This is a genomic window from Cellulomonas composti, from assembly GCF_007990245.1.
GTDB lineage: Bacteria > Actinomycetota > Actinomycetes > Actinomycetales > Cellulomonadaceae > Cellulomonas > Cellulomonas composti.
In genome coordinates this window covers 1-17,344 of the sequence record NZ_BJWG01000016.1, presented here as the reverse complement: position 1 = coordinate 17,344, position 17,344 = coordinate 1, and the positions used below count along the sequence as shown (strand labels likewise).

At 73.4% G+C, this 17,344-nt stretch carries 17 protein-coding genes and 4 tRNA genes; 8 read left to right on the top strand and 13 right to left on the bottom strand.

The genetic code is table 11. From position 1 onward, the window contains the following. Positions 1-26 precede the first annotated feature (26 nt). On the bottom strand, positions 27-317 hold the full coding sequence (gene secE / locus CCO02nite_RS14465; protein WP_146843883.1) for a preprotein translocase subunit SecE: 291 nt from the start codon (positions 315-317) through the stop codon (positions 27-29). A gap of 42 nt (positions 318-359) precedes the next feature. Then, positions 360-432, bottom strand: a tRNA-Trp gene (locus tag CCO02nite_RS14460). 198 nt (positions 433-630) lie between these two features. Between CCO02nite_RS14460 and CCO02nite_RS14455 the strand changes: the two genes are divergently transcribed. The 5 genes from CCO02nite_RS14455 to CCO02nite_RS14435 all read left to right on the top strand — a co-directional run bounded on the left by CCO02nite_RS14455 (position 631) and on the right by CCO02nite_RS14435 (position 5,615). Beyond that, entirely contained in the window at positions 631-1,854 is a 1,224-nt protein-coding gene (locus CCO02nite_RS14455) for a pyridoxal phosphate-dependent aminotransferase (RefSeq protein ID WP_186812719.1), read from the top strand. A gap of 93 nt (positions 1,855-1,947) precedes the next feature. Continuing rightward, complete coding sequence (locus CCO02nite_RS14450; RefSeq protein WP_146843882.1) at positions 1,948-2,865, top strand: ABC transporter ATP-binding protein; 918 nt, start codon at positions 1,948-1,950, stop codon at positions 2,863-2,865. Continuing rightward, a complete protein-coding gene (locus tag CCO02nite_RS14445) occupies positions 2,862-3,707 on the top strand; it encodes an ABC transporter permease (RefSeq protein WP_146843881.1) in 846 nt (281 codons plus the stop codon). The genes CCO02nite_RS14450 and CCO02nite_RS14445 overlap by 4 nt, the downstream gene beginning before the upstream one ends. 43 nt (positions 3,708-3,750) lie before the next feature. Then, complete coding sequence (locus CCO02nite_RS14440) at positions 3,751-4,977, top strand: sensor histidine kinase (protein ID WP_246117578.1); 1,227 nt, start codon at positions 3,751-3,753, stop codon at positions 4,975-4,977. Next, positions 4,974-5,615, top strand: a complete 642-nt coding sequence (locus CCO02nite_RS14435; RefSeq protein ID WP_146843879.1) for a response regulator — start codon at positions 4,974-4,976, stop codon at positions 5,613-5,615. The genes CCO02nite_RS14440 and CCO02nite_RS14435 overlap by 4 nt, the downstream gene beginning before the upstream one ends. Before the next feature lie 6 nt (positions 5,616-5,621). Here the strand turns inward: CCO02nite_RS14435 and CCO02nite_RS14430 are convergent, their stop codons facing one another. Continuing rightward, entirely contained in the window at positions 5,622-7,865 is a 2,244-nt protein-coding gene (locus CCO02nite_RS14430) for a variant leucine-rich repeat-containing protein (protein ID WP_186812718.1), read from the bottom strand. 114 nt (positions 7,866-7,979) lie between these two features. Between CCO02nite_RS14430 and CCO02nite_RS14420 the strand changes: the two genes are divergently transcribed. Further along, entirely contained in the window at positions 7,980-9,008 is a 1,029-nt protein-coding gene (locus tag CCO02nite_RS14420) for an adenosine deaminase (protein WP_146843877.1), read from the top strand. 72 nt (positions 9,009-9,080) lie between these two features. Here the strand turns inward: CCO02nite_RS14420 and CCO02nite_RS14415 are convergent, their stop codons facing one another. The 3 genes from CCO02nite_RS14415 to CCO02nite_RS14405 are packed head-to-tail and all read right to left on the bottom strand — an operon-like array spanning position 9,081 to position 12,917. Beyond that, entirely contained in the window at positions 9,081-10,184 is a 1,104-nt protein-coding gene (locus tag CCO02nite_RS14415) for a UDP-N-acetylmuramate dehydrogenase (RefSeq protein ID WP_146843876.1), read from the bottom strand. A 10-nt stretch (positions 10,185-10,194) separates the two neighbouring features. Then, a complete protein-coding gene (locus tag CCO02nite_RS14410) occupies positions 10,195-11,454 on the bottom strand; it encodes an MFS transporter (RefSeq protein WP_146843875.1) in 1,260 nt (419 codons plus the stop codon). Positions 11,455-11,483: 29 nt separating this feature from the next. Then, positions 11,484-12,917 (bottom strand): MFS transporter, encoded by a 1,434-nt coding sequence (locus CCO02nite_RS14405; protein WP_246117577.1) that lies wholly within the window; start codon positions 12,915-12,917, stop codon positions 11,484-11,486. 185 nt (positions 12,918-13,102) lie between these two features. On the opposite strand from CCO02nite_RS14405, the gene CCO02nite_RS14400 reads away from it, so the two are divergent. Next, on the top strand, positions 13,103-14,164 hold the full coding sequence (locus CCO02nite_RS14400) for a LacI family DNA-binding transcriptional regulator (RefSeq protein WP_146843927.1): 1,062 nt from the start codon (positions 13,103-13,105) through the stop codon (positions 14,162-14,164). A gap of 20 nt (positions 14,165-14,184) precedes the next feature. Here CCO02nite_RS14400 and CCO02nite_RS14395 read toward each other — a convergent pair whose 3' ends face one another. The 7 genes from CCO02nite_RS14395 to CCO02nite_RS14365 all read right to left on the bottom strand — a co-directional run bounded on the left by CCO02nite_RS14395 (position 14,185) and on the right by CCO02nite_RS14365 (position 16,591). Then, entirely contained in the window at positions 14,185-14,607 is a 423-nt protein-coding gene (locus CCO02nite_RS14395; protein ID WP_146843873.1) for a MaoC family dehydratase, read from the bottom strand. Next, positions 14,607-15,056, bottom strand: a complete 450-nt coding sequence (locus CCO02nite_RS14390; protein WP_146843872.1) for an FAS1-like dehydratase domain-containing protein — start codon at positions 15,054-15,056, stop codon at positions 14,607-14,609. Before CCO02nite_RS14390 ends, CCO02nite_RS14395 begins: the two co-directional genes overlap by 1 nt. A 5-nt stretch (positions 15,057-15,061) precedes the next feature. Beyond that, on the bottom strand, positions 15,062-15,232 hold the full coding sequence (gene rpmG / locus CCO02nite_RS14385) for a 50S ribosomal protein L33 (RefSeq protein WP_013882814.1): 171 nt from the start codon (positions 15,230-15,232) through the stop codon (positions 15,062-15,064). Between the two features lie 84 nt (positions 15,233-15,316). Then, positions 15,317-15,390: transfer RNA gene (locus tag CCO02nite_RS14380), tRNA-Met, on the bottom strand. Between the two features lie 51 nt (positions 15,391-15,441). Then, a tRNA-Thr gene (locus CCO02nite_RS14375) sits at positions 15,442-15,514 on the bottom strand. 58 nt (positions 15,515-15,572) lie between these two features. Next, positions 15,573-16,319: a glucose 1-dehydrogenase gene (locus CCO02nite_RS14370; RefSeq protein WP_146843871.1), complete on the bottom strand. Its 747-nt coding sequence runs from the start codon at positions 16,317-16,319 to the stop codon at positions 15,573-15,575. Between the two features lie 190 nt (positions 16,320-16,509). Then, positions 16,510-16,591 (bottom strand) — tRNA-Tyr (locus CCO02nite_RS14365). A 113-nt stretch (positions 16,592-16,704) separates the two neighbouring features. Here CCO02nite_RS14365 and CCO02nite_RS14360 point away from each other — a divergent pair. Further along, positions 16,705-17,202 (top strand): YajQ family cyclic di-GMP-binding protein, encoded by a 498-nt coding sequence (locus CCO02nite_RS14360; RefSeq protein WP_146843870.1) that lies wholly within the window; start codon positions 16,705-16,707, stop codon positions 17,200-17,202. Positions 17,203-17,344: the final 142 nt, after the last annotated feature.

Genomic DNA, 17,344 nt, shown 5'->3' with positions numbered 1-17,344 from the left:
GTGCGGTGGCCGATACGGCCACGGGCTCAGCCTCCGAACACCCAGAAGGTGAGCTTGCCGATCCCGAGGTCGACCACGGTGACGAAGGCCATCACCACGGCGACGAAGACGAGCACGACGCTCGTGTAGGTGATCAGGTCCGAACGCGTCGGCCGGACGACCTTCTTCAGCTCGCCGATGACCTGCCGGACGAACAGCGCGATGCGCGCGAACAGACCGGGACGCTCCTGCGTCTTCTTGCCGCCGCTCTTGCGCTCGGACGCGGGCGCCGCCGAGCCTTCGGCGTCGGACGCCGCGGAGGCTGCTGTCTCGCTCACGTTCGGTGTGCCTGCCGTCTTCGTCGGTGGATGGGACCTGCGCAGGGCAGACAGGACTCGAACCTGCAACCTGCGGTTTTGGAGACCGCTGCGCTACCAATTGCGCCACTGCCCTACGACGGCCAAGCCTCGCGAACCCGCCCCGGCACCCGTGCATGGGCGCAGAGCATCATCGCGATCGTCAACCGCCGGTGGACCACTGTACGGGACGGACGGCCGTGGGTCGAACCCGCCCGGCGCCCGCCGTCCACCCCACAGCCCACCCACCGAAAGTCACGGGCGAGCGGTGCGTGACCTCTGCCACTATGACCCCGTGAGCCAGCCGACCTCCCGCCCCCGTGTCTCCGCCCGTCTCGCCGCGATCGCCGAGTCCGCGACGCTCGCGGTCGACGCGAAGGCCAAGGCCCTCAAGGCCGCCGGCCGTCCCGTGATCGGGTTCGGCGCCGGCGAGCCCGACTTCCCGACACCCGCGGCGATCGTCGAGGCCGCCGTCGCGGCGGCGCAGGATCCGGCCAACCACCGGTACACGCCGGCCGCCGGTCTGCCCGCGCTGCGCGAGGCGATCGCGGCCAAGACGTTGCGCGACTCGGGCTACGCGGTCCGTCCGCAGGACGTGCTCGTCACGAACGGCGGCAAGCAGGCCGTGTTCCAGGCGTTCGCGGCGATCGTCGACCCGGGCGACGAGGTGCTGCTGCCCGCGCCGTACTGGACCACCTACCCCGAGGCGATCCGCCTCGCGGAGGGCGTGCCCGTCGAGGTGTTCGCGGGCGCCGACCAGGGCTACCTCGTCACGGTCGAGCAGCTCGAGGCGGCCCGCACGCCGCGCACCAAGGCCCTGCTGTTCTGCTCGCCGTCCAACCCGACGGGTGCGGTGTACTCGCCCGAGCAGACCGCCGAGATCGGCCGCTGGGCGCTCGAGCACGGGATCTGGGTCATCACCGACGAGATCTACGAGCACCTCACCTACGACCACGCGGTGTTCACGCCGATCCAGCGCGTCGTGCCCGAGCTCGTCGACACGTCGATCGTGCTCAACGGCGTCGCCAAGACCTATGCCATGACCGGCTGGCGCGTGGGCTGGATGATCGGGCCGGCCGACGTCATCAAGGCCGCGACGAACCTGCAGAGCCACCTGACGAGCAACGTCGCGAACGTCTCGCAGCGCGCCGCGCTCGCCGCCGTGAGCGGCGACCTGACGGCGGTCGAGGAGATGAAGCTCGCGTTCGACCGCAGGCGTCGCACGATCGTCGAGATGCTGGGCGCGATCGACGGCGTGCAGATCCCGGTGCCGCAGGGCGCGTTCTACGCGTACCCGAGCGTCGAGGGCGTGCTCGGCCGTGAGATCCGCGGCGTCACGCCGACGACGTCGGCCGAGCTCGCGGCGCTCATCCTCGACGAGGTCGAGGTGGCGGTCGTCCCGGGCGAGGCGTTCGGCCCGAGCGGCTTCCTGCGGTTCTCCTACGCCCTGGCCGACGACGATCTCGTCGAAGGTGTCTCGCGCGTGCAGAACCTGCTGGGCGAGGCCCAGCCCCGCTGACGAGCCGCTGACGTTCGGGTCCACCGATCGGTGGACCCGAGGTCCCGTCGTCGGACCCTCGCGTACCCGTCGCCACCACGGCAGGCTGGCCGTATGACACAGGAACCAGCGGTCGAGGTCAGCGCGTTGCGCAAGGCCTACGGAGAGAAGCAGGCGGTCGACGGCCTCGATCTCGTGGTCGGGCGCGGCGAGATCGTCGCGGTGCTCGGCCCCAACGGAGCGGGCAAGACGACCACCGTCGAGATCCTCGAGGGGTTCCGCTCGCGCGACGGCGGCGACGTGCGGGTGCTGGGCGAGGACCCCGCACGCGCCGGGCGCGCGTGGCGCTCGCGCATCGGCGTGGTGCTGCAGGGGACGAACGACCTCGCGGAGGCGACGGTCGGCGAGCTGGTCCACCACTTCGCCACCTACTACCCCGGTGCACGTGACGCGGACGAGGTCATCGACCTCGTCGGGCTGCGCGAGAAGGTCCGCACCCGGGCTCGCCAGCTCTCCGGGGGTCAGCGCCGGCGGCTCGACGTCGCGCTCGGCATCGTCGGACGGCCCGAGCTCGTGTTCCTCGACGAGCCGACGACCGGCTTCGACCCGCAGGCGCGGCGCTCGTTCTGGGACCTCGTCACGAACCTGCGCGAGGACGGCGCGACCGTCCTGCTGACCACGCACTACCTCGAGGAGGCCGAGCACCTGGCCGACCGCGTGGTGGTCGTGCGCGACGGCCAGGTGGTCGCGGAGGGGCCGCCCGCGACGCTCGGCGGCCGGACCGCGCGCCAGGCGGTCGTGCGCTGGCACGACGAGCACGGCGAGCACGAGCAGCGCACCGACACGCCCACCGAGGTGGTCGGCGAGCTGGGCGCCCGGTACGGCGAGGTCCCCGGGCTGCAGGTGCTGCGCCCGACCCTCGAGGACGTCTACCTCAGCCTCATCGGCGCCGACGAGAAGCCCGCGGTCCCGACCACGTCCGACGAGCACGACAACGAGCCGACGACGACCCCGACGGGAGCCGGACGATGACCGCCACGACCGAGGCACGGCCGCCCGCGCTGCCCAGCACCCTCCGGCTCGGCTACGAGCGGACGCGCTACGAGGCGCGCCTGTTCTTCCGCGAGCGCGACGCCGTGATCTTCATCTTCGCCTACCCGATCATCATGCTGGCGATCTTCGCGACCGTCTTCGGCCAGGACGACGCCGCGATCGAGATCGGCGACACGACCATCCCGTTCGCGCAGTACTTCCTGCCCGGCATGGTCGCGACCGGCGTGATGCTGTCCAGCTTCCAGAACCTCGCGATCTCGATCGCCGTGGAACGCGACGAGGGCGGGCTCAAGCGGCTGCGCGCGACGCCGCTGCCGCCCGCGTCGTACTTCGTCGGGAAGGTCGGGCAGGTGCTGGTCACGTCCCTCGTGCAGACCGCGCTCCTGCTCGCCGTCGCGGCTCTCGCGTTCGACGTCCCGATGCCCTCGGACGCGCAGTCGTGGCTCACGCTCACGTGGGTGTTCCTGCTCGGCACCGCGACCGGTGCGGTGTGCGGCGTCGGGTTCTCGTCGCTGCCGCGCAGCGGGCGGTCGGCGAGCGCGGTCATCACGCCGATCGTGCTGGTGCTGCAGTTCATCTCCGGCGTCTTCTTCCAGTTCGACCAGCTGCCGTCGTGGATGCAGCAGATCGCGTCGGTCTTCCCGCTCAAGTGGATGGCGCAGGGCATGCGTTCGGTCTTCCTGCCGTCCGAGGCGGAGGCGCTCGAGACCGGCGGGTCCTGGCAGCACGCCGCGACGGCAGCAGTGCTGATCGCATGGCTCGTCGTCGGGCTCGTCGTCGGCGTGCGGACGTTCCGGTGGCGCCGACGGGACGACGGCTGACGTGCACCGACGGTCGGCACCGGGGATGGCAGGCTTGCCCACCATGACCGACGGGCGCGAGGAGTTCTGGCGCAGGTCGCTGCGCGCGTGGGACATCGCGTTCTGGCTCATGGTGACGATCACGGCTGTCTTCTCCGTGCCGACCGCGGGCTCGGCACGGCTCGCGGTCTGGTCGCTGCTCGGCTTCATGGTGCTGGGGGTCGCCTACGTCCTGCTCGGCCGGCCCGGCGCGCAGCGCGGGGACACGCGACTCACGCGGGCCTACCTCGTCGTGCTGGTGCTGGTCACGACGTACGAGGCGTGGGTGGTCGAGCTCGGGATCGTGCTGCTGTTCGTCGCGTACTCCCAGATCTGGTTCTTCGCGACCAGCCGGGTGAACGGGATCGTGTGGACGATCGTCCTCACGGTCGGCATCGTCGCCGCGACCGCAGCGCGGGTGGAGGCCCAGCCCTCCGACGTCCCCTCGATCGTCGGGCAGGCGACACTCGGCATGGTGTTCTCGATCGGGCTCGGGCTGTGGGTCACGTACGTGGCCGAGCAGAGCGAGGAACGCGCCGTGCTCCTCGACGACCTGCGCGCCACGCAGGCCCAGCTCGCCGCCAGCCACCACGCCGAGGGTGTCTTCGCGGAGCGCGCGCGGCTCGCGCAGGAGATCCACGACACGCTCGCGCAGGGCTTCACGAGCATCGTCATGCTCGCGCAGACGACGTCGGCCGAGCTCGACCTCGGCCGTCCCGAGCGGGCCGCGGAACGGGTCGGCCAGATCGAGGCCGTCGCGCGCGACAACCTCGCGGAGGCCCGCGCGCTCGTCGCGGCGTTCGCTCCCCCGGCGCTCGCGGACGGCGACCTCGCGGCCGCGCTGGCGCGCCTCGGCGCGCGGTTCGAGGCGGAGACCGGCACGGCCGTCGTCGTCGAGACCGCCGAGGCCGGCCCGGTGCCGCAGGACGTCGCGGTCGCGCTGCTGCGGGCCGCGCAGGAGTCGCTCGCCAACGTCCGGCGGCACGCCGCGGCGACGCACGTGCGGGTGTCGCTCACGACCACGGGCGGACAGGTCCAGCTCGAGGTCACCGACGACGGCCGCGGGCTGCGCGAGCAGGACGTCGAGGGCAACGGTGTGCGCGGCATGCGCGAGCGGGCGCGCGCGGGCGGTGGCGAGCTCGAGCTGCGCGGCTCGGTGGGCGCCGGGACGAGCGTGCGGCTGCGGCTGCCGACCGGCGCGGGCGATGACCCGCACGACGACGAGGACGCGACGATCGGGGCCGAGCGATGAGCGCACCGCAGCGCACCATCCGGGTGCTGCTGGCCGACGACCATCCCGTCGTCCGCTCCGGGCTCGGGGGGCTGCTCGCGGTCGAGCCGGACCTCGAGGTCGTCGGCGAGGCGGCCGACGGCGAGCAGGCGGTCGCGCTCGCGCACGCGCTGCACCCGGACGTCGTGCTCATGGACCTGCGGATGCCGCGCCTGGACGGCGCCGCCGCCACCGCGCGGATCGTGACCGAGGTGCCCGGGACCCGGGTCCTGGTGCTCACGACGTACGAGACCGACACCGACATCCTGCGCGCCGTCGAGGCGGGCGCGACCGGTTACCTGCTCAAGGACACCCCGCGCGCCGAGCTCGTCGCGGGCGTGCGGGCGGCTGCACGCGGTGAGGCCGCGCTCTCCCCGTCGGTCGCACGGCGGCTGGTGCAGCAGGTCCGCGGGGCCGACGAGCGCCTCACGGCGCGCGAGACCCAGGTGCTCGCGGGCGTCGCGCGTGGCCTGTCGAACGCCGCGATCGGCGCCGAGCTGTTCATCGCCGAGGCGACCGTCAAGACGCACCTGCTGCGCGTCTTCGCCAAGCTGGGCGTCGACGACCGCACGCGAGCGGTGACGGTCGCCATCGGCCGGGGCATCCTGCCACCGGGCTGAGCCAGGTCAGCCGTCCGTCCCTCCGGCTCCTGTCTGGAGGTCGCCCGTCCCGCCGCCCGTCGTGCAGGCGGCCTCCGCGACGCCCGTCTCGCTGCTGTACGACGCGATGTCGCCCTGCACCGTCCACACCTCGGCGCACCACGACGGGTTCGACCGGTAGAGCATCGCGAAGCCCACGAACCCAGAGGCCGCGCCGAGGTCGGTGGACCCCGCGTCGTCGACCAGCGAGTACCGGCCGTCCATGACGAGCAGGTAGCCGTAGTCGCTCGGCACGTGGTCCACGTCGTAGGTCGCGACCAGCAGGCCGAGCCGCGCGGCCTCGGCCATCAGGTCGGCACGGGTGTAGCTCGTCCCGGTCGTCTCGTCGTCGCCCGCGCTGTTGTCACCCGAGCTGCTGTCACCCGAGCTGCTGTCACCCGAGCTGCTGTCACCCGGACCGTCCGTGGCGCCGTCGTCGGACCACTCGTCGTCAGGCAGCGGCTCGCCGAGCAGTTCCTCGCCGATCTCGGGGTAGCCGCCGCCCAGCAGCCAGCCGAGCATGCCGAGACCGGAGCTGTCGTCGCCGAACATCTCCTGCTGCCACGCCTCGTCGTCGAGCTTCCCCTCCTCCCTCAGCCGCTGGACGTTCTCGCCGACGACGGCACTCATGTCGGCGATCGTCGCGAGCATCGACACCCGCCATGCGCCGTCCTCGCGCGTCGTCACGAGGCCGAGCTGGTCGAGCCCGAGCTCCCGGGCGAGCGGGACGTCGGCGAGGCAGTCCGGCTCGCCGCCCGCGACCGTCAGGCAGGTTCCCGAGATCGTCGCCTGCTCGCCGTCGGCCGAGATCACGACGTCCGCGGCCGCGAGCCGTGCCCGGCCCGAACCGAGGCTCGTCGACGTGAAGTCCGCCTGCTCGACCTCGACAGCGACGTCGTCCGCCAGGTCGTCGTCGACCGCCGCGGACACCCAGGGCTGGGCGTAGACGTGGATGAAACGACGCTCGGCCAGGGGCATCGCGTCCGCCATCGGGCGCAGGTCACCGAGCACGGCCTGCTCGAACGCGGTCACGAACGCCGAGCCGGCGTCCTGCGGCGTGGCCGCCGCGGCGCGCGGCCCGGTCGGCATCGCACCCCGCTCGGTACCGGTGAAGACGTCGATGTACTCGCCCGCCGTCATGAGCGGGCTGACGTACCACGCGCCGTCCTCGTGCACGGCCATCAGGAAGATCGGTTCCTCGCCGGCCTCGCCGGTCACGTGCAGCTCCTGGGCGGTCACCGACCAGGGCAGCTGCTCGTCGAACGCTTCGACCATGTCGGCCCGCTGGCTCTCGAGGTCGCCGAGCCCGTCGCTCCCCCCGAGCGCTCCGCCCAGCGAGTCCTCGTACAGGTTCACGACGGCGTCGGCGAGCGCGTCGGCGTCCGCGTCGACCGTGAGCGTGCCGCTCGTCAGCGTCACCTTCGCGAGCCCGTCGTCCACCTCGACCGACGCGACCTCGAGACCGGCGAGGTCGATGTCGAGCGTGTCGAGCAGATCGCCGTACCCCTCGTAGGGCGTGTCCTCGCCGAGGTCGTCGAACGAGCCGGCGGCGTCCCGGAAGACGTCGACCTCCGACGGTGCGAGCACGCCGTACATCGCGATGCCGTCCTTCGCCGCGGCGCCCTCGATGAGCTGCGTGACCGCGGCCTCGGGGGTCGGCGCGCCGCCGAGCTTCGAGAGCACCATCGACCACGCGGCGAACGCGCCACCGCCGATGACCACGACAGCCGCGACGCCCAACCCGATCCACAGTCCCGTGCGACGCCGGCGCGGACCCGGCTCGGCGGGGTCCGCACCGACGCTCCAGGTGCCCTGCGTCCCATCCCACGCGCCCGCGTCGAGGTGCGATCCCGCGCCGTACGGCATCACGGGGACCGTCTCGTCGACGACGTTCGCGCTCGGGCCGGACGTCGCGGTCGTCCCGACCGCCCGAACCTCGGGCTGACCGGGTCCGGCCGGTCGCCACGCACCCTCGAGGCTCTCGACCGGGCGCGGCGGGGTCGGCAGCGGGACCGTCGGGGTCGGCGCCCACGACGTCTGGGCACGAGCGTCGAGCGCCGCGAGGACCGCGGGGTCGCCCAGATCACGCAACCAGCTCAGGAGCTCGGGATACGCCCGCGGGTGCTGCGCGACGACCGGGCGCAGGTCGGGTCGCTCGTTCGCGATGCGAGCGAGGACCTCGGGAGCCGTGAGCGGATCGGCGGCGAGCGCCGCCGGCTGGTCGTCGTGCACGAGGCCCCCTGTCCGCGTCCGACGCGGCGCCGGACGGTTGGCACATCGTAGGAGAGTCGCGAGGTACTTCGACCGGGACCGCGGCCTGATTCACCCGACTGGCACACTGACCGCGTGCGCGACCTCGACCTGCTGCCGAAGGCGCACCTGCACCTGCACTTCACGGGCTCCATGCGGGTGTCGACGCTCGCGGACCTCGCGCAGCGGCACGGGATCCGGCTGCCGTCCGCGCTGCTCGACGACGACCCGCTGCACGTCCCGGCCGACGAGCGCGGCTGGTTCCGGTTCCAGCGGCTCTACGACGCGGCGCGCGCGTGCGTGCGCGGCGAGCAGGACATGCGCCGGATCGTCGCGGAGGCGGTCGCCGACGACGCCGCCGAGGGCTCCGGGCGCCTCGAGCTGCAGGTCGACCCCACGTCCTACGCGCCGTTCGTCGGCGGCATCACCCCCGCGCTCGAGATCGTGCTCGACGAGGCGCGCGCCGCGAGCGCCCGCTCGGGCGTCGACGTGGGCATCGTGGTGGCCGCGTCCCGGATGCGTCACCCGCTCGAGGCGCGCACGCTCGCCCGGCTGGCCGCCCGGCACGCGGGCGACGGTCCCGGCGAGGTGGTCGGCTTCGGTCTCTCGAACGACGAGCGGCGCGGCGAGACCGGCGCCTTCGCGCCCGCGTTCGCGATCGCCCGACGAGCCGGGCTCGCCTCGGTGCCGCACGGCGGCGAGCTGCTCGGCCCCGCACACGTCGAGGACGTCGTCGGGCACCTGCACCCCGACCGTCTGGGCCACGGCGTCCGCAGCGCCGAGGACCCGCACCTGCTCGAGCGCGTGGTCGACGAGGGCATCGCGCTCGAGGTGTGCCCGGCCTCGAACGTGTCGCTCGGCGTCTACCCGTCGGCCGCCGACGTGCCGCTGCGCGCCCTGGTGGACGCCGGCGCGCAGGTCGCTCTCGGCGCCGACGACCCCCTGCTGTTCCGCTCCCGCCTCACGGCGCAGTACGAGACCGCCCGCACCGTCCACCACTTCACGGACCACGAGCTCGCCGACCTGGCCCGCGCCTCCATCCGCGCCTCCCGCGCCGCCGACACCGTCCGGGCCCGTCTGCTGGCGGGGGTCGACGACTGGCTCGCCGGCGTGCGCCCGGTCTGAGCCGTTCGGCGCGGATCGTCGCGACTGACTCGAACGACCGCTCGCCGGGTGCGCCGGCAACAGCGTCCGGCCCTAGAGTGCGGCGTTCACCAGGACCGGTTCGGGGACGAGGGTGACGCCGAAGGCGGTGTGGACGCCGGTGCGGATCTCGCGGGCGAGGGCGAGCAGGTCGGCGGCGGTGGCACCGCCGCGGTTGGTGAGGGCCAGGGTGTGCTTGGTGGACAGCGCCGCGGGGCCGGGCAGGCCGTGGCCCTTCGCGAAACCGGCGTGCTCGATCAGCCACGCGGCGCTCGTCTTGACGCCGTCCGGTGCGGGGTAGCGCGGGGCGTCCGCGGGCAGCGACGCGGCCTCGTCGGGCGTCAGGACGGGGTTGGTGAAGAACGAGCCGGCCGAGCGGGTGTCGGCGTCGGACGGGTCCAGGACCATGCCCTTGCGGCCGCGCAGCTCCAGGACCGCGGCCCGCACCTCGAGCAGGGGCGCACGCTCCCCCACCTCGACGCCCAGCGTGCGGGCGAGCTCGGCGTAGGCGATCGGCGCCGAGAGCGTGCCCTGACGGAGCTGGAACGTCACGTCGAGCACCACGTAGCGCGGGGTCGGGAACCACGGGGCCAGCTCGTCGGCGGGGTCGCGCGGGTCGGGCTGCGCGAGCGTCGAGCGCTTGAGCAGGCTCGTGCGGTAGCCGAACCGCAGGTCGACGACGGGCAGCGTGCGCACCTTGCCGCGACCGCGGTCCCACACGCGCACGGTCGCGATGGTCTGCGCGACCTCCTGGCCGTACGCGCCGACGTTCTGCACGGGCGTCGCGCCCGTCGAGCCGGGGATGCCCGAGAGCGCCTCGATCCCGTACAGCCGCGTGCTCGTCGCGAGGTCCACGACCTCGTCCCACGGCGTGCCCGCGGGCACCGTGTACGTCACTCCCGCGCACGCCGAGTGGTCCGGGACCTCGACGCCCGTGCGCACGTCGCGTACGACGAGGCCGTCGAAGCCCGCGTCCCCGACGAGCAGGTTGGACCCGCCGCCGACGACGAGCAGCGGCGTTCCGTCGGCGTCGGCCGCACGCACCGCGTCGATCAGCTCGGCCTCGGTGGACGTCTCGACGAACGAGCGGGCGGGGCCGCCGACGCCGAGCGTCGTCAACGCCGCGAGCGTGGCCGTGGTGCCCAGGTCGGTCGACATGGGCACCAGGCTACGACTCGTCGGAGCCGTCGACGCGGGCGCCTTCGGCGGGGGCATCCGTGGCGGCGTCGACGCGCGGGCGGCCCGGCAGCGGTGCCGCGGCACCCGCGACGAGCATGCCGAGCGCGACCGGGACGAGGATCCACAGCAGCGCGTTGCGGTAGCCGACGTGCTGCGCGAGCAGGCCGAGCAGCGGCGGTCCGGCGAGGAACGCCGTGTAGCCGATCGTCGAGACGACCGCGACGCGCGAAGCGGCCCGCAGCGGGTCGTCGGACGCCGCGCTCATCCCGACGGGGAACCCCAGCGCGGCCCCCGCACCCCAGGCGACGACGCCGAGGACCGCGAGCCACAGCTGGTCGGCGAGCCCGAAGACCGACAGCCCGACGAGCGCGAGCACCGCGCACACGCGCAGCACGACGACGCGGCCGAACCGGTCGAGCAGGTGCGTGCCGAACCAGCGCATCGCCGTCATCGACGCCAGGAACACGCCGAGCGTGACCGCCGCGAGCGCGTGTCCCGTGTCGAAGCCGTCGACCACGGCCAGCCCGACCCAGTCGTTCGCGGAGCCCTCCGTGAGCGCGGCCGCGAGCACCACCAGGCCGATCAGCAGCGTGCGGGGCTCGAGCCAGGCGGCGAGCAGGCCGCGCCCGCCGCGCGGGACGTGCTCGTCGTGGGGGTGCGGCGACGCGGCCTCGTCGGGCAGGAAGAACCGGACCGAGACGACCACCGCCACGATCGAGACCGCGAGCACCACCGGCAGGTGCACGACGACCGGCACGTGCAGTGCAGCCGCGACAGCCCCCACCGCCGCGGCGGCGACGGTGCCGAACGAGAAGCCCGCGTGGTAGCGCGGCATCACGGTGCGGCCCACGCGCTGCTCGACCGCCGCGCCCTCGACGTTCATCGCGGCGTCCCACACGGACGTGCCCACCCCGTACGCGATCAGACCCACCGCGGTGACGACCACGTGCTGAAGCCCGACGCCGATCGCGGCGACCGTCAGCCCCGAGGCGTTGAGCACCGCGGACCACAGCACCGTCGCTCGCGTGCCGAGCCGCTCGATCACGAGCCCGGACAGGGGCAGCGCGACGACCGAGCCGCCCGCGCCGACCAGCAGCAGCAGGCCGATCTGGCCCGCCGACAGGCTGAGCCCGTCGCGCACGGCCGGCAGCCGCGACGCCCAGCTCGCGAAGTTGAACCCGCTGAGGAAGAAGACGGCGAACACCGCGAGCGAGGCCGCCTGCACAGGCGTCCGGCGGGTCGTGGGCACGGGTGCTCCGTTCGCGACGTCGGGCAGGCTCACCGTACGCCCGCCAGTGCGGTCTGCGCGGTCCGGCCGGAGCGGTCGTCGGTGAGCTCGTCGGTGAGCTCGTCGGTGAGTTCGTCGGTGAGCTCGTCGGTGAGTTCGTCGGAGGTGCCGTCGGCGACGGGGGTCGTGCGGGCGGCCTCGTCGGAGGCGGGCCTGGGAGCGGGGGCGACCACGCGGGCGAGGGCGACGCTCACGACCATCGCGACGACGATGAGCACGAGCGCGTGGCGGGCGCCCGTGGACTGCGCGGCGATCCCGAGCAGCGGCGGGGCGGCGATCGACGCGACCGAGGCGAACGACGAGACGACGGCGACGCGGCCGGGTGCGCGCAGCGGGTCGTCGGAGGCCGCCGCGATGCCGATCGGGAAGGCGAGCGCGGCGCCGAGGCCCCACGCGACGACGCCGACCCACGCGAGCTGCAGCGACGGCGCGAAGCCGAACAGCAGCAGCCCGGCCATCGCGACCGCTCCCGACGTCCGCAGCACCGGCACGCGGCCGAACCGGTCGATGAGGCGCGTGCCCGCGAGCCGCACGACCGTCATCGACGCGACGAACGTGCCGAGCACCGCGGCGCCCACCGCCTCGGTGCGGTCGAAGCCGTCGACGACCGCGAGCGAGAGCCAGTCGTTGGCGGATCCCTCGGAGAGCGCCGCGGCCATGATGACGACGCCGACGAGCAGGGTGCGCGGCTCGCGCCAGGCGTCGAGCGCGGAGCTGATGCGGCGCCGTCGCCCGGCGGGGTGCGCGACGACGGCCGCCGGTGCGGGCGTGATCGCGCGAGGCCGCTCGGCCGCGGTCGGCGACAGCACGAAGCCGCGCAGCGAGGCCAGCCGCCACACCACCGTGATCGCCGCGACGACGACGAACTGCGCCGTGACGGCCACGTCGAACCGAGACGCGAGCGCGCCGATGCCGGAGCCGACCACGGCACCGATCGAGAACGCGGCGTGGAACTGCGGGATGACCGTGCGCCCCATCGCACGCTCGATGCGCGCGGACTCGACGTTGAGCGGCACGTTGCCCAGCGCCACCGCGACGCCGTTGAAGAACACGCCGACGACGAGTACCGCGACCGACCCGATGCCCGGTCCGACGCCCATCAGCACGTAGGCGCCGCCGAGCAGGATCGTCGAGCCGAGCAGTGCCACCCGGCTGCCGTAGCGCTGCACGACCATGCCCGCGACCGTGACGGTGAGCAGCGCGCCGACCGAACCGACCAGCAGGATCGCGCCCAGCTCGGCGGTCGAGAGGTCCAGTGCGTCGCGGATCGCGGGGATGCGCGCGAGCCAGCTCGAGAACGTGATGCCGAGCAGTCCGAACAGCCCGAGCAGCAGCAGCCGCGCACGGGCGAGCGTCGCATCGAGACCCGTAGGTGCGGGAGCGGTCGCCGCCGTCGCGGCGGTCGAGGGATCGTGCAGGGGCACAGCGGGCTCCGTGGGGTCGAGCAGGGTGGGCGGGTCTCCCGTCTCGAATCGATTCGATCTGTGCCCGTCGAGCCTGTCGAATCGATTTGAGGAGGAAGCAGCATTGTGCGGGTACGCTGGCCGCGACGTCAACCGGTGACGTCCACGCAGCATCGCGTGCCGCGTCCCGCACCGGGAGGTGCCCGCTGTCGAGCCTGCGCCCGACCCTGGCCGACGTCGCCGCGACCGCCGGCGTCTCGGTGTCCACCGCGTCGCTCGCGTTCTCGGGCGCCGGACCGATCGCCGGAACGACCCGGGAACGCGTGCTCGCCGCCGCCACCGAGCTCGGCTACTCCGGCCCCAACCCGCTGGGGCGTCAGCTCCGGCAGGGCCGCTCCGGGATCGTCGGGGTCGTCGTCGGGGACGCGCTGCGCCGCTCGTTCCGCGACCCCGTCTCGGTCCAGGTTCTCGACGGGTTGGTCGGCGCGCTCGGGGAGCTCGGTCTCGGCGTGCTGCTGATCCCCGGCTCGAACGATCCCTCCGAGCCGCCCGTCGATCCGCTGGTCCTGTCGGCGGCGATGGACGTCGCGGTGCTGATGTGGGGCGGGACGTTGCACGACCCTGTGCTCGACGCGCTGCGGCGCCGGAACACGCCGCTCGTCGTCGTCGAGGGCCAGCAGCTCGACGGCGTCGCCGCCGTGGGCATCGAGGACCGCAGCGGGACCACGCTCGCGGTGCGCCACCTGCTCGAGCTCGGGCACACCCGGATCGCGGTGGTCACGCTGCCTTTCGACCGCACGCGCGGCGAGGGCCCCGCGACCGACGAGCGTATCGACGGCATCGTCTACGAGGTGACGCGCCGACGGCTCGGCGGGGTGACCGACGCCGGCGTCGTGCCGACCGTCGTCTACGAGACGCCCGCCTCGCTCGTCGAGCACGGCGCCGCGGCCGGGCGCGCGATCCTGTCCGGCCCCGACCGGCCGACCGCGATCGTCGCGCAGTCCGACCTGCTCGCCTCGGGCGTCGTCCTCGCCGCCCGCGAGCTCGGGCTGTCGGTGCCGGGCGACGTGTCCGTCGCCGGCTTCGACGGGCTCGACCTGCCGTGGCTCGCGCCGGACGTGCTCACGTCGGTCGCACAGCCGCTCGCCGAGAAGGGCGCCGCGGTCGGCGCGCAGGTCGCCGAGCTGCTGGCGGGCGGCACGCCCGAACGGGTCGTGCTGCCGGTCGCGCTGCGCATCGGGACGACCACCGGGCCGGTCCCGGTCTGAGCCGCGGATCGACCCCGCGGTCAGGACAGGCGGACGACCGCCTGGGCCTTGCCGAGCACGCGCTGACCGTCCACCTGGACGGTGAGGTCGATGCGGGCGGTTCCCGCGGTCTCGTCGAGCGCGCCGACGACGGCGACGACCTGCGCGACGGCCTCGCCGGGATCGGGCACCGGGACCGGGCGCGTGAAGCGCACCTGGTAGTCGACGACGCGACCGGGGTCGCCGGCCCACTCGACGACCGGACCGACCGCGGCGCCCATGGTCCACATGCCGTGCGCGATCACGCCCGACAGACCCACCTCGAGCGCGACCCGCTCGTTCCAGTGGATCGGGTTGAAGTCACCCGACGCGCCGGCGTAGCGGACGAGGCGGGCGCGGTCGACGACAACGTCGGCGCGCGCAACCTCCTGCCCGACGGTGAGCTCGGCGAGGGCGGGGGTCATCAGAACTCCTCGGGCCGGACGGCGAGCGTCGAGACGACCGTGGCGACGGCCTCACCGGCCTCGGTCGCGATCTCGACGCGGGTCGTGATCATGGCCAGCCCGGCACGCTCGACGATCGAGTCGACGTGCAGGACGCTGACCAGCCGGTCGCCCGCGTGGATCGGCCGGTGGTGCGTGAAACGCTCGTCGGCGTGCACGACCCGGCTGAAGTCGATTCCGGCGGCCGGGTCCGTGAAGAGCTGGGCCTCGGCGCGCTGCGCGACGACGACGGCGAACGTCGGCGTCGCCACCACGTCGCGGTGGCCGAGAGCCTGCGCCGCTGCCTCGTCGTGATGCGCCGGGTGCTGCGCGCCCACCGCGGCCGCGAACGACCGCAGGTGCTCGCGACCGACCTCGTAGACCGCGTTCGGCGGGTACTCGCGTCCCGCGTACCCCGTGTCGACCGGCACTGCGGTCAGCGGGTCTCGCGGTGCAGCGTGTGACGGTTCTCGCGCGGGCAGAACTTCTTCATCTCGAGACGGTCGGGGTCGTTCCGACGGTTCTTCTTCGTGATGTAGTTCCGCTCCTTGCACTCCGTGCACGCGAGCGTGATCTTCGGACGGACGTCCGAGCTCTTGCTGGCCATGGTGGTGCCACCTCTCGCGCCGGCACGGCGCATACGATCGATCTTCTTGTAGCGCGCCGGCCGACGCGCTCATTCCACAGGCGGTAGCGGGAGCGGGATTCGAACCCGCGACCTCACGATTATGAGTCGTGCGCTCTCACCAACTGAGCTACCCCGCCTCGGGTGGCCGCAGCAGCACGACGTACGTCGTCCTCCTGGACACACCACAGAGCCCCGAAAGGGAATCGAACCCTTGACCTTCTCCTTACCATGGAGACGCTCTGCCGACTGAGCTATCGGGGCAGCGCGGAACAGGCTACACGGCCCGCCCCGCGCCCGCGAAATCGCGTCCGCCGCGCGGCTAGGCGACGACGCCGAGCACCATCCCGCCGTCCACGGCGAGCTCCGCGCCCGTCACGTCCGACGCGTCGTCGCTGACGAGGAACGCGACGGCTGCCGCGATCTCCGACGGCTCGCCGACGCGCGGCAGCGCCTGGTGGGCCATCGCCTCGTCCGTCACGCCCGCGGCCATCGGCGTGCGGATCGCGCCCGGGTGGATCGAGTTCACGCGGATGCCGAGGTGGCCGAGGTCCAGCGCTGCGCACTTCGTCAGGCCGCGCACACCCCACTTGCTCGCCGAGTACGCGCTCAGCCCCTGCATCCCGACGAGGCCGGCGGCCGACGAGATGTTGACGATCGCGCCGTGGCCGGCCGCCGCCATGTCGGCGGTGACCGCACGGATCCCCAGGTAGACGCCCGTGAGGTTGACGTCGAGCACGCGCCGGAAGGTGTCCGGCTCCGTCTCGTCGATCCGGCCCTGCGCCAGGATGCCGGCGTTGTTGACGAGGACGTCGACGGGCCCGAACCGCTCGTGCGCGAGGTCGACGGCCGCCGCCCACGACGCCTCGTCGGTCACGTCCAGGTGCGTGTAGACCGCGTGGTCGCCGAGCTCGGCGGCGACCGCCGCACCTGGCTCGTCGAGCACGTCCCCGACGACCACGCGCGCGCCCTCCGCGACGAGCCGGCGGGTGTCGGCCTCGCCCATCCCCCGCGCACCGCCGGTGACGATCGCGACCTTGCCCTCGAGCCGACCTTCGATCGATGTCATGGCCTGCTCCCCTCCCCCGACGTGCGGTCGGGCGTCACGGGGCGGTCGGTGCGCGGGTGGCGCACCGGCTCGGGCGCCCCTCACCTCCTGCCTACGCCCGCCCGCGACCGGACGGGAGGGCCTTGGGTCCCGGGTTGCCCGGGGACGACGAAGGGGGCGTCCCGTGAAGGACGCCCCCTTCGCGCGAGGGTGGCGGGTGAGGGATTCGAACCCCCGTAGGCGTTGCCAGCTGATTTACAGTCAGCCCCCTTTGGCCACTCGGGTAACCCGCCGGGGTGCAGGCTCGGCGCGTACGTGCCGGGCGTGCCGTGGAAGGATAGCAACACCCACGGCCAGTCAGGAAAACGGGCGCCCGGCAGCCGGCGCCCCCGCATCGGAGGACATCATGGCGAGCGAGTCGTCGTTCGACGTCGTCAGCAAGGTCGACCGCCAGGAGGTCGACAACGCGCTCAACCAGGCTTCGAAGGAGATCGCGCAGCGCTACGACTTCAAGGGTGTGGGCGCGTCGATCGCCTGGAGCGGCGAGTCCGTGCTCATGATCGCCAACTCCCCCGACCGCGTGCTCGCGATCCTCGACGTCTTCGAGTCCAAGCTCATCAAGCGCGGCATCTCCCTCAAGGCGCTCGACCTGGGCGACAAGGAGCCCAAGCCGTCGGGCAAGGAGTACCGCCTCGCGGCGGGCATCAAGGAGGGGCTGTCCTCCGAGATCGCCAAGAAGCTCGCGAAGATCGTCCGCGACGAGGGTCCCAAGACCGTCAAGACGCAGATCCAGGGCGACGAGCTGCGCGTCTCCGCCAAGAGCCGCGACGACCTGCAGGCCGTGATCGCCCTGCTCAAGGGCGCCGACGTCGACGCCGCCCTCCAGTTCATCAACTACCGCTGACCCGCTGAACCGCTGGTCCGCCGACCGCCCGCGCTCCACCTCCCCGCGCCCACGCACCCCGCGCACGTCCGCGGACCGCATCTGCGGACCGCGAGCGCGTCTGCGGACAGCCGGAGCGTCGCTGGACTGTGCAACGGCGCGG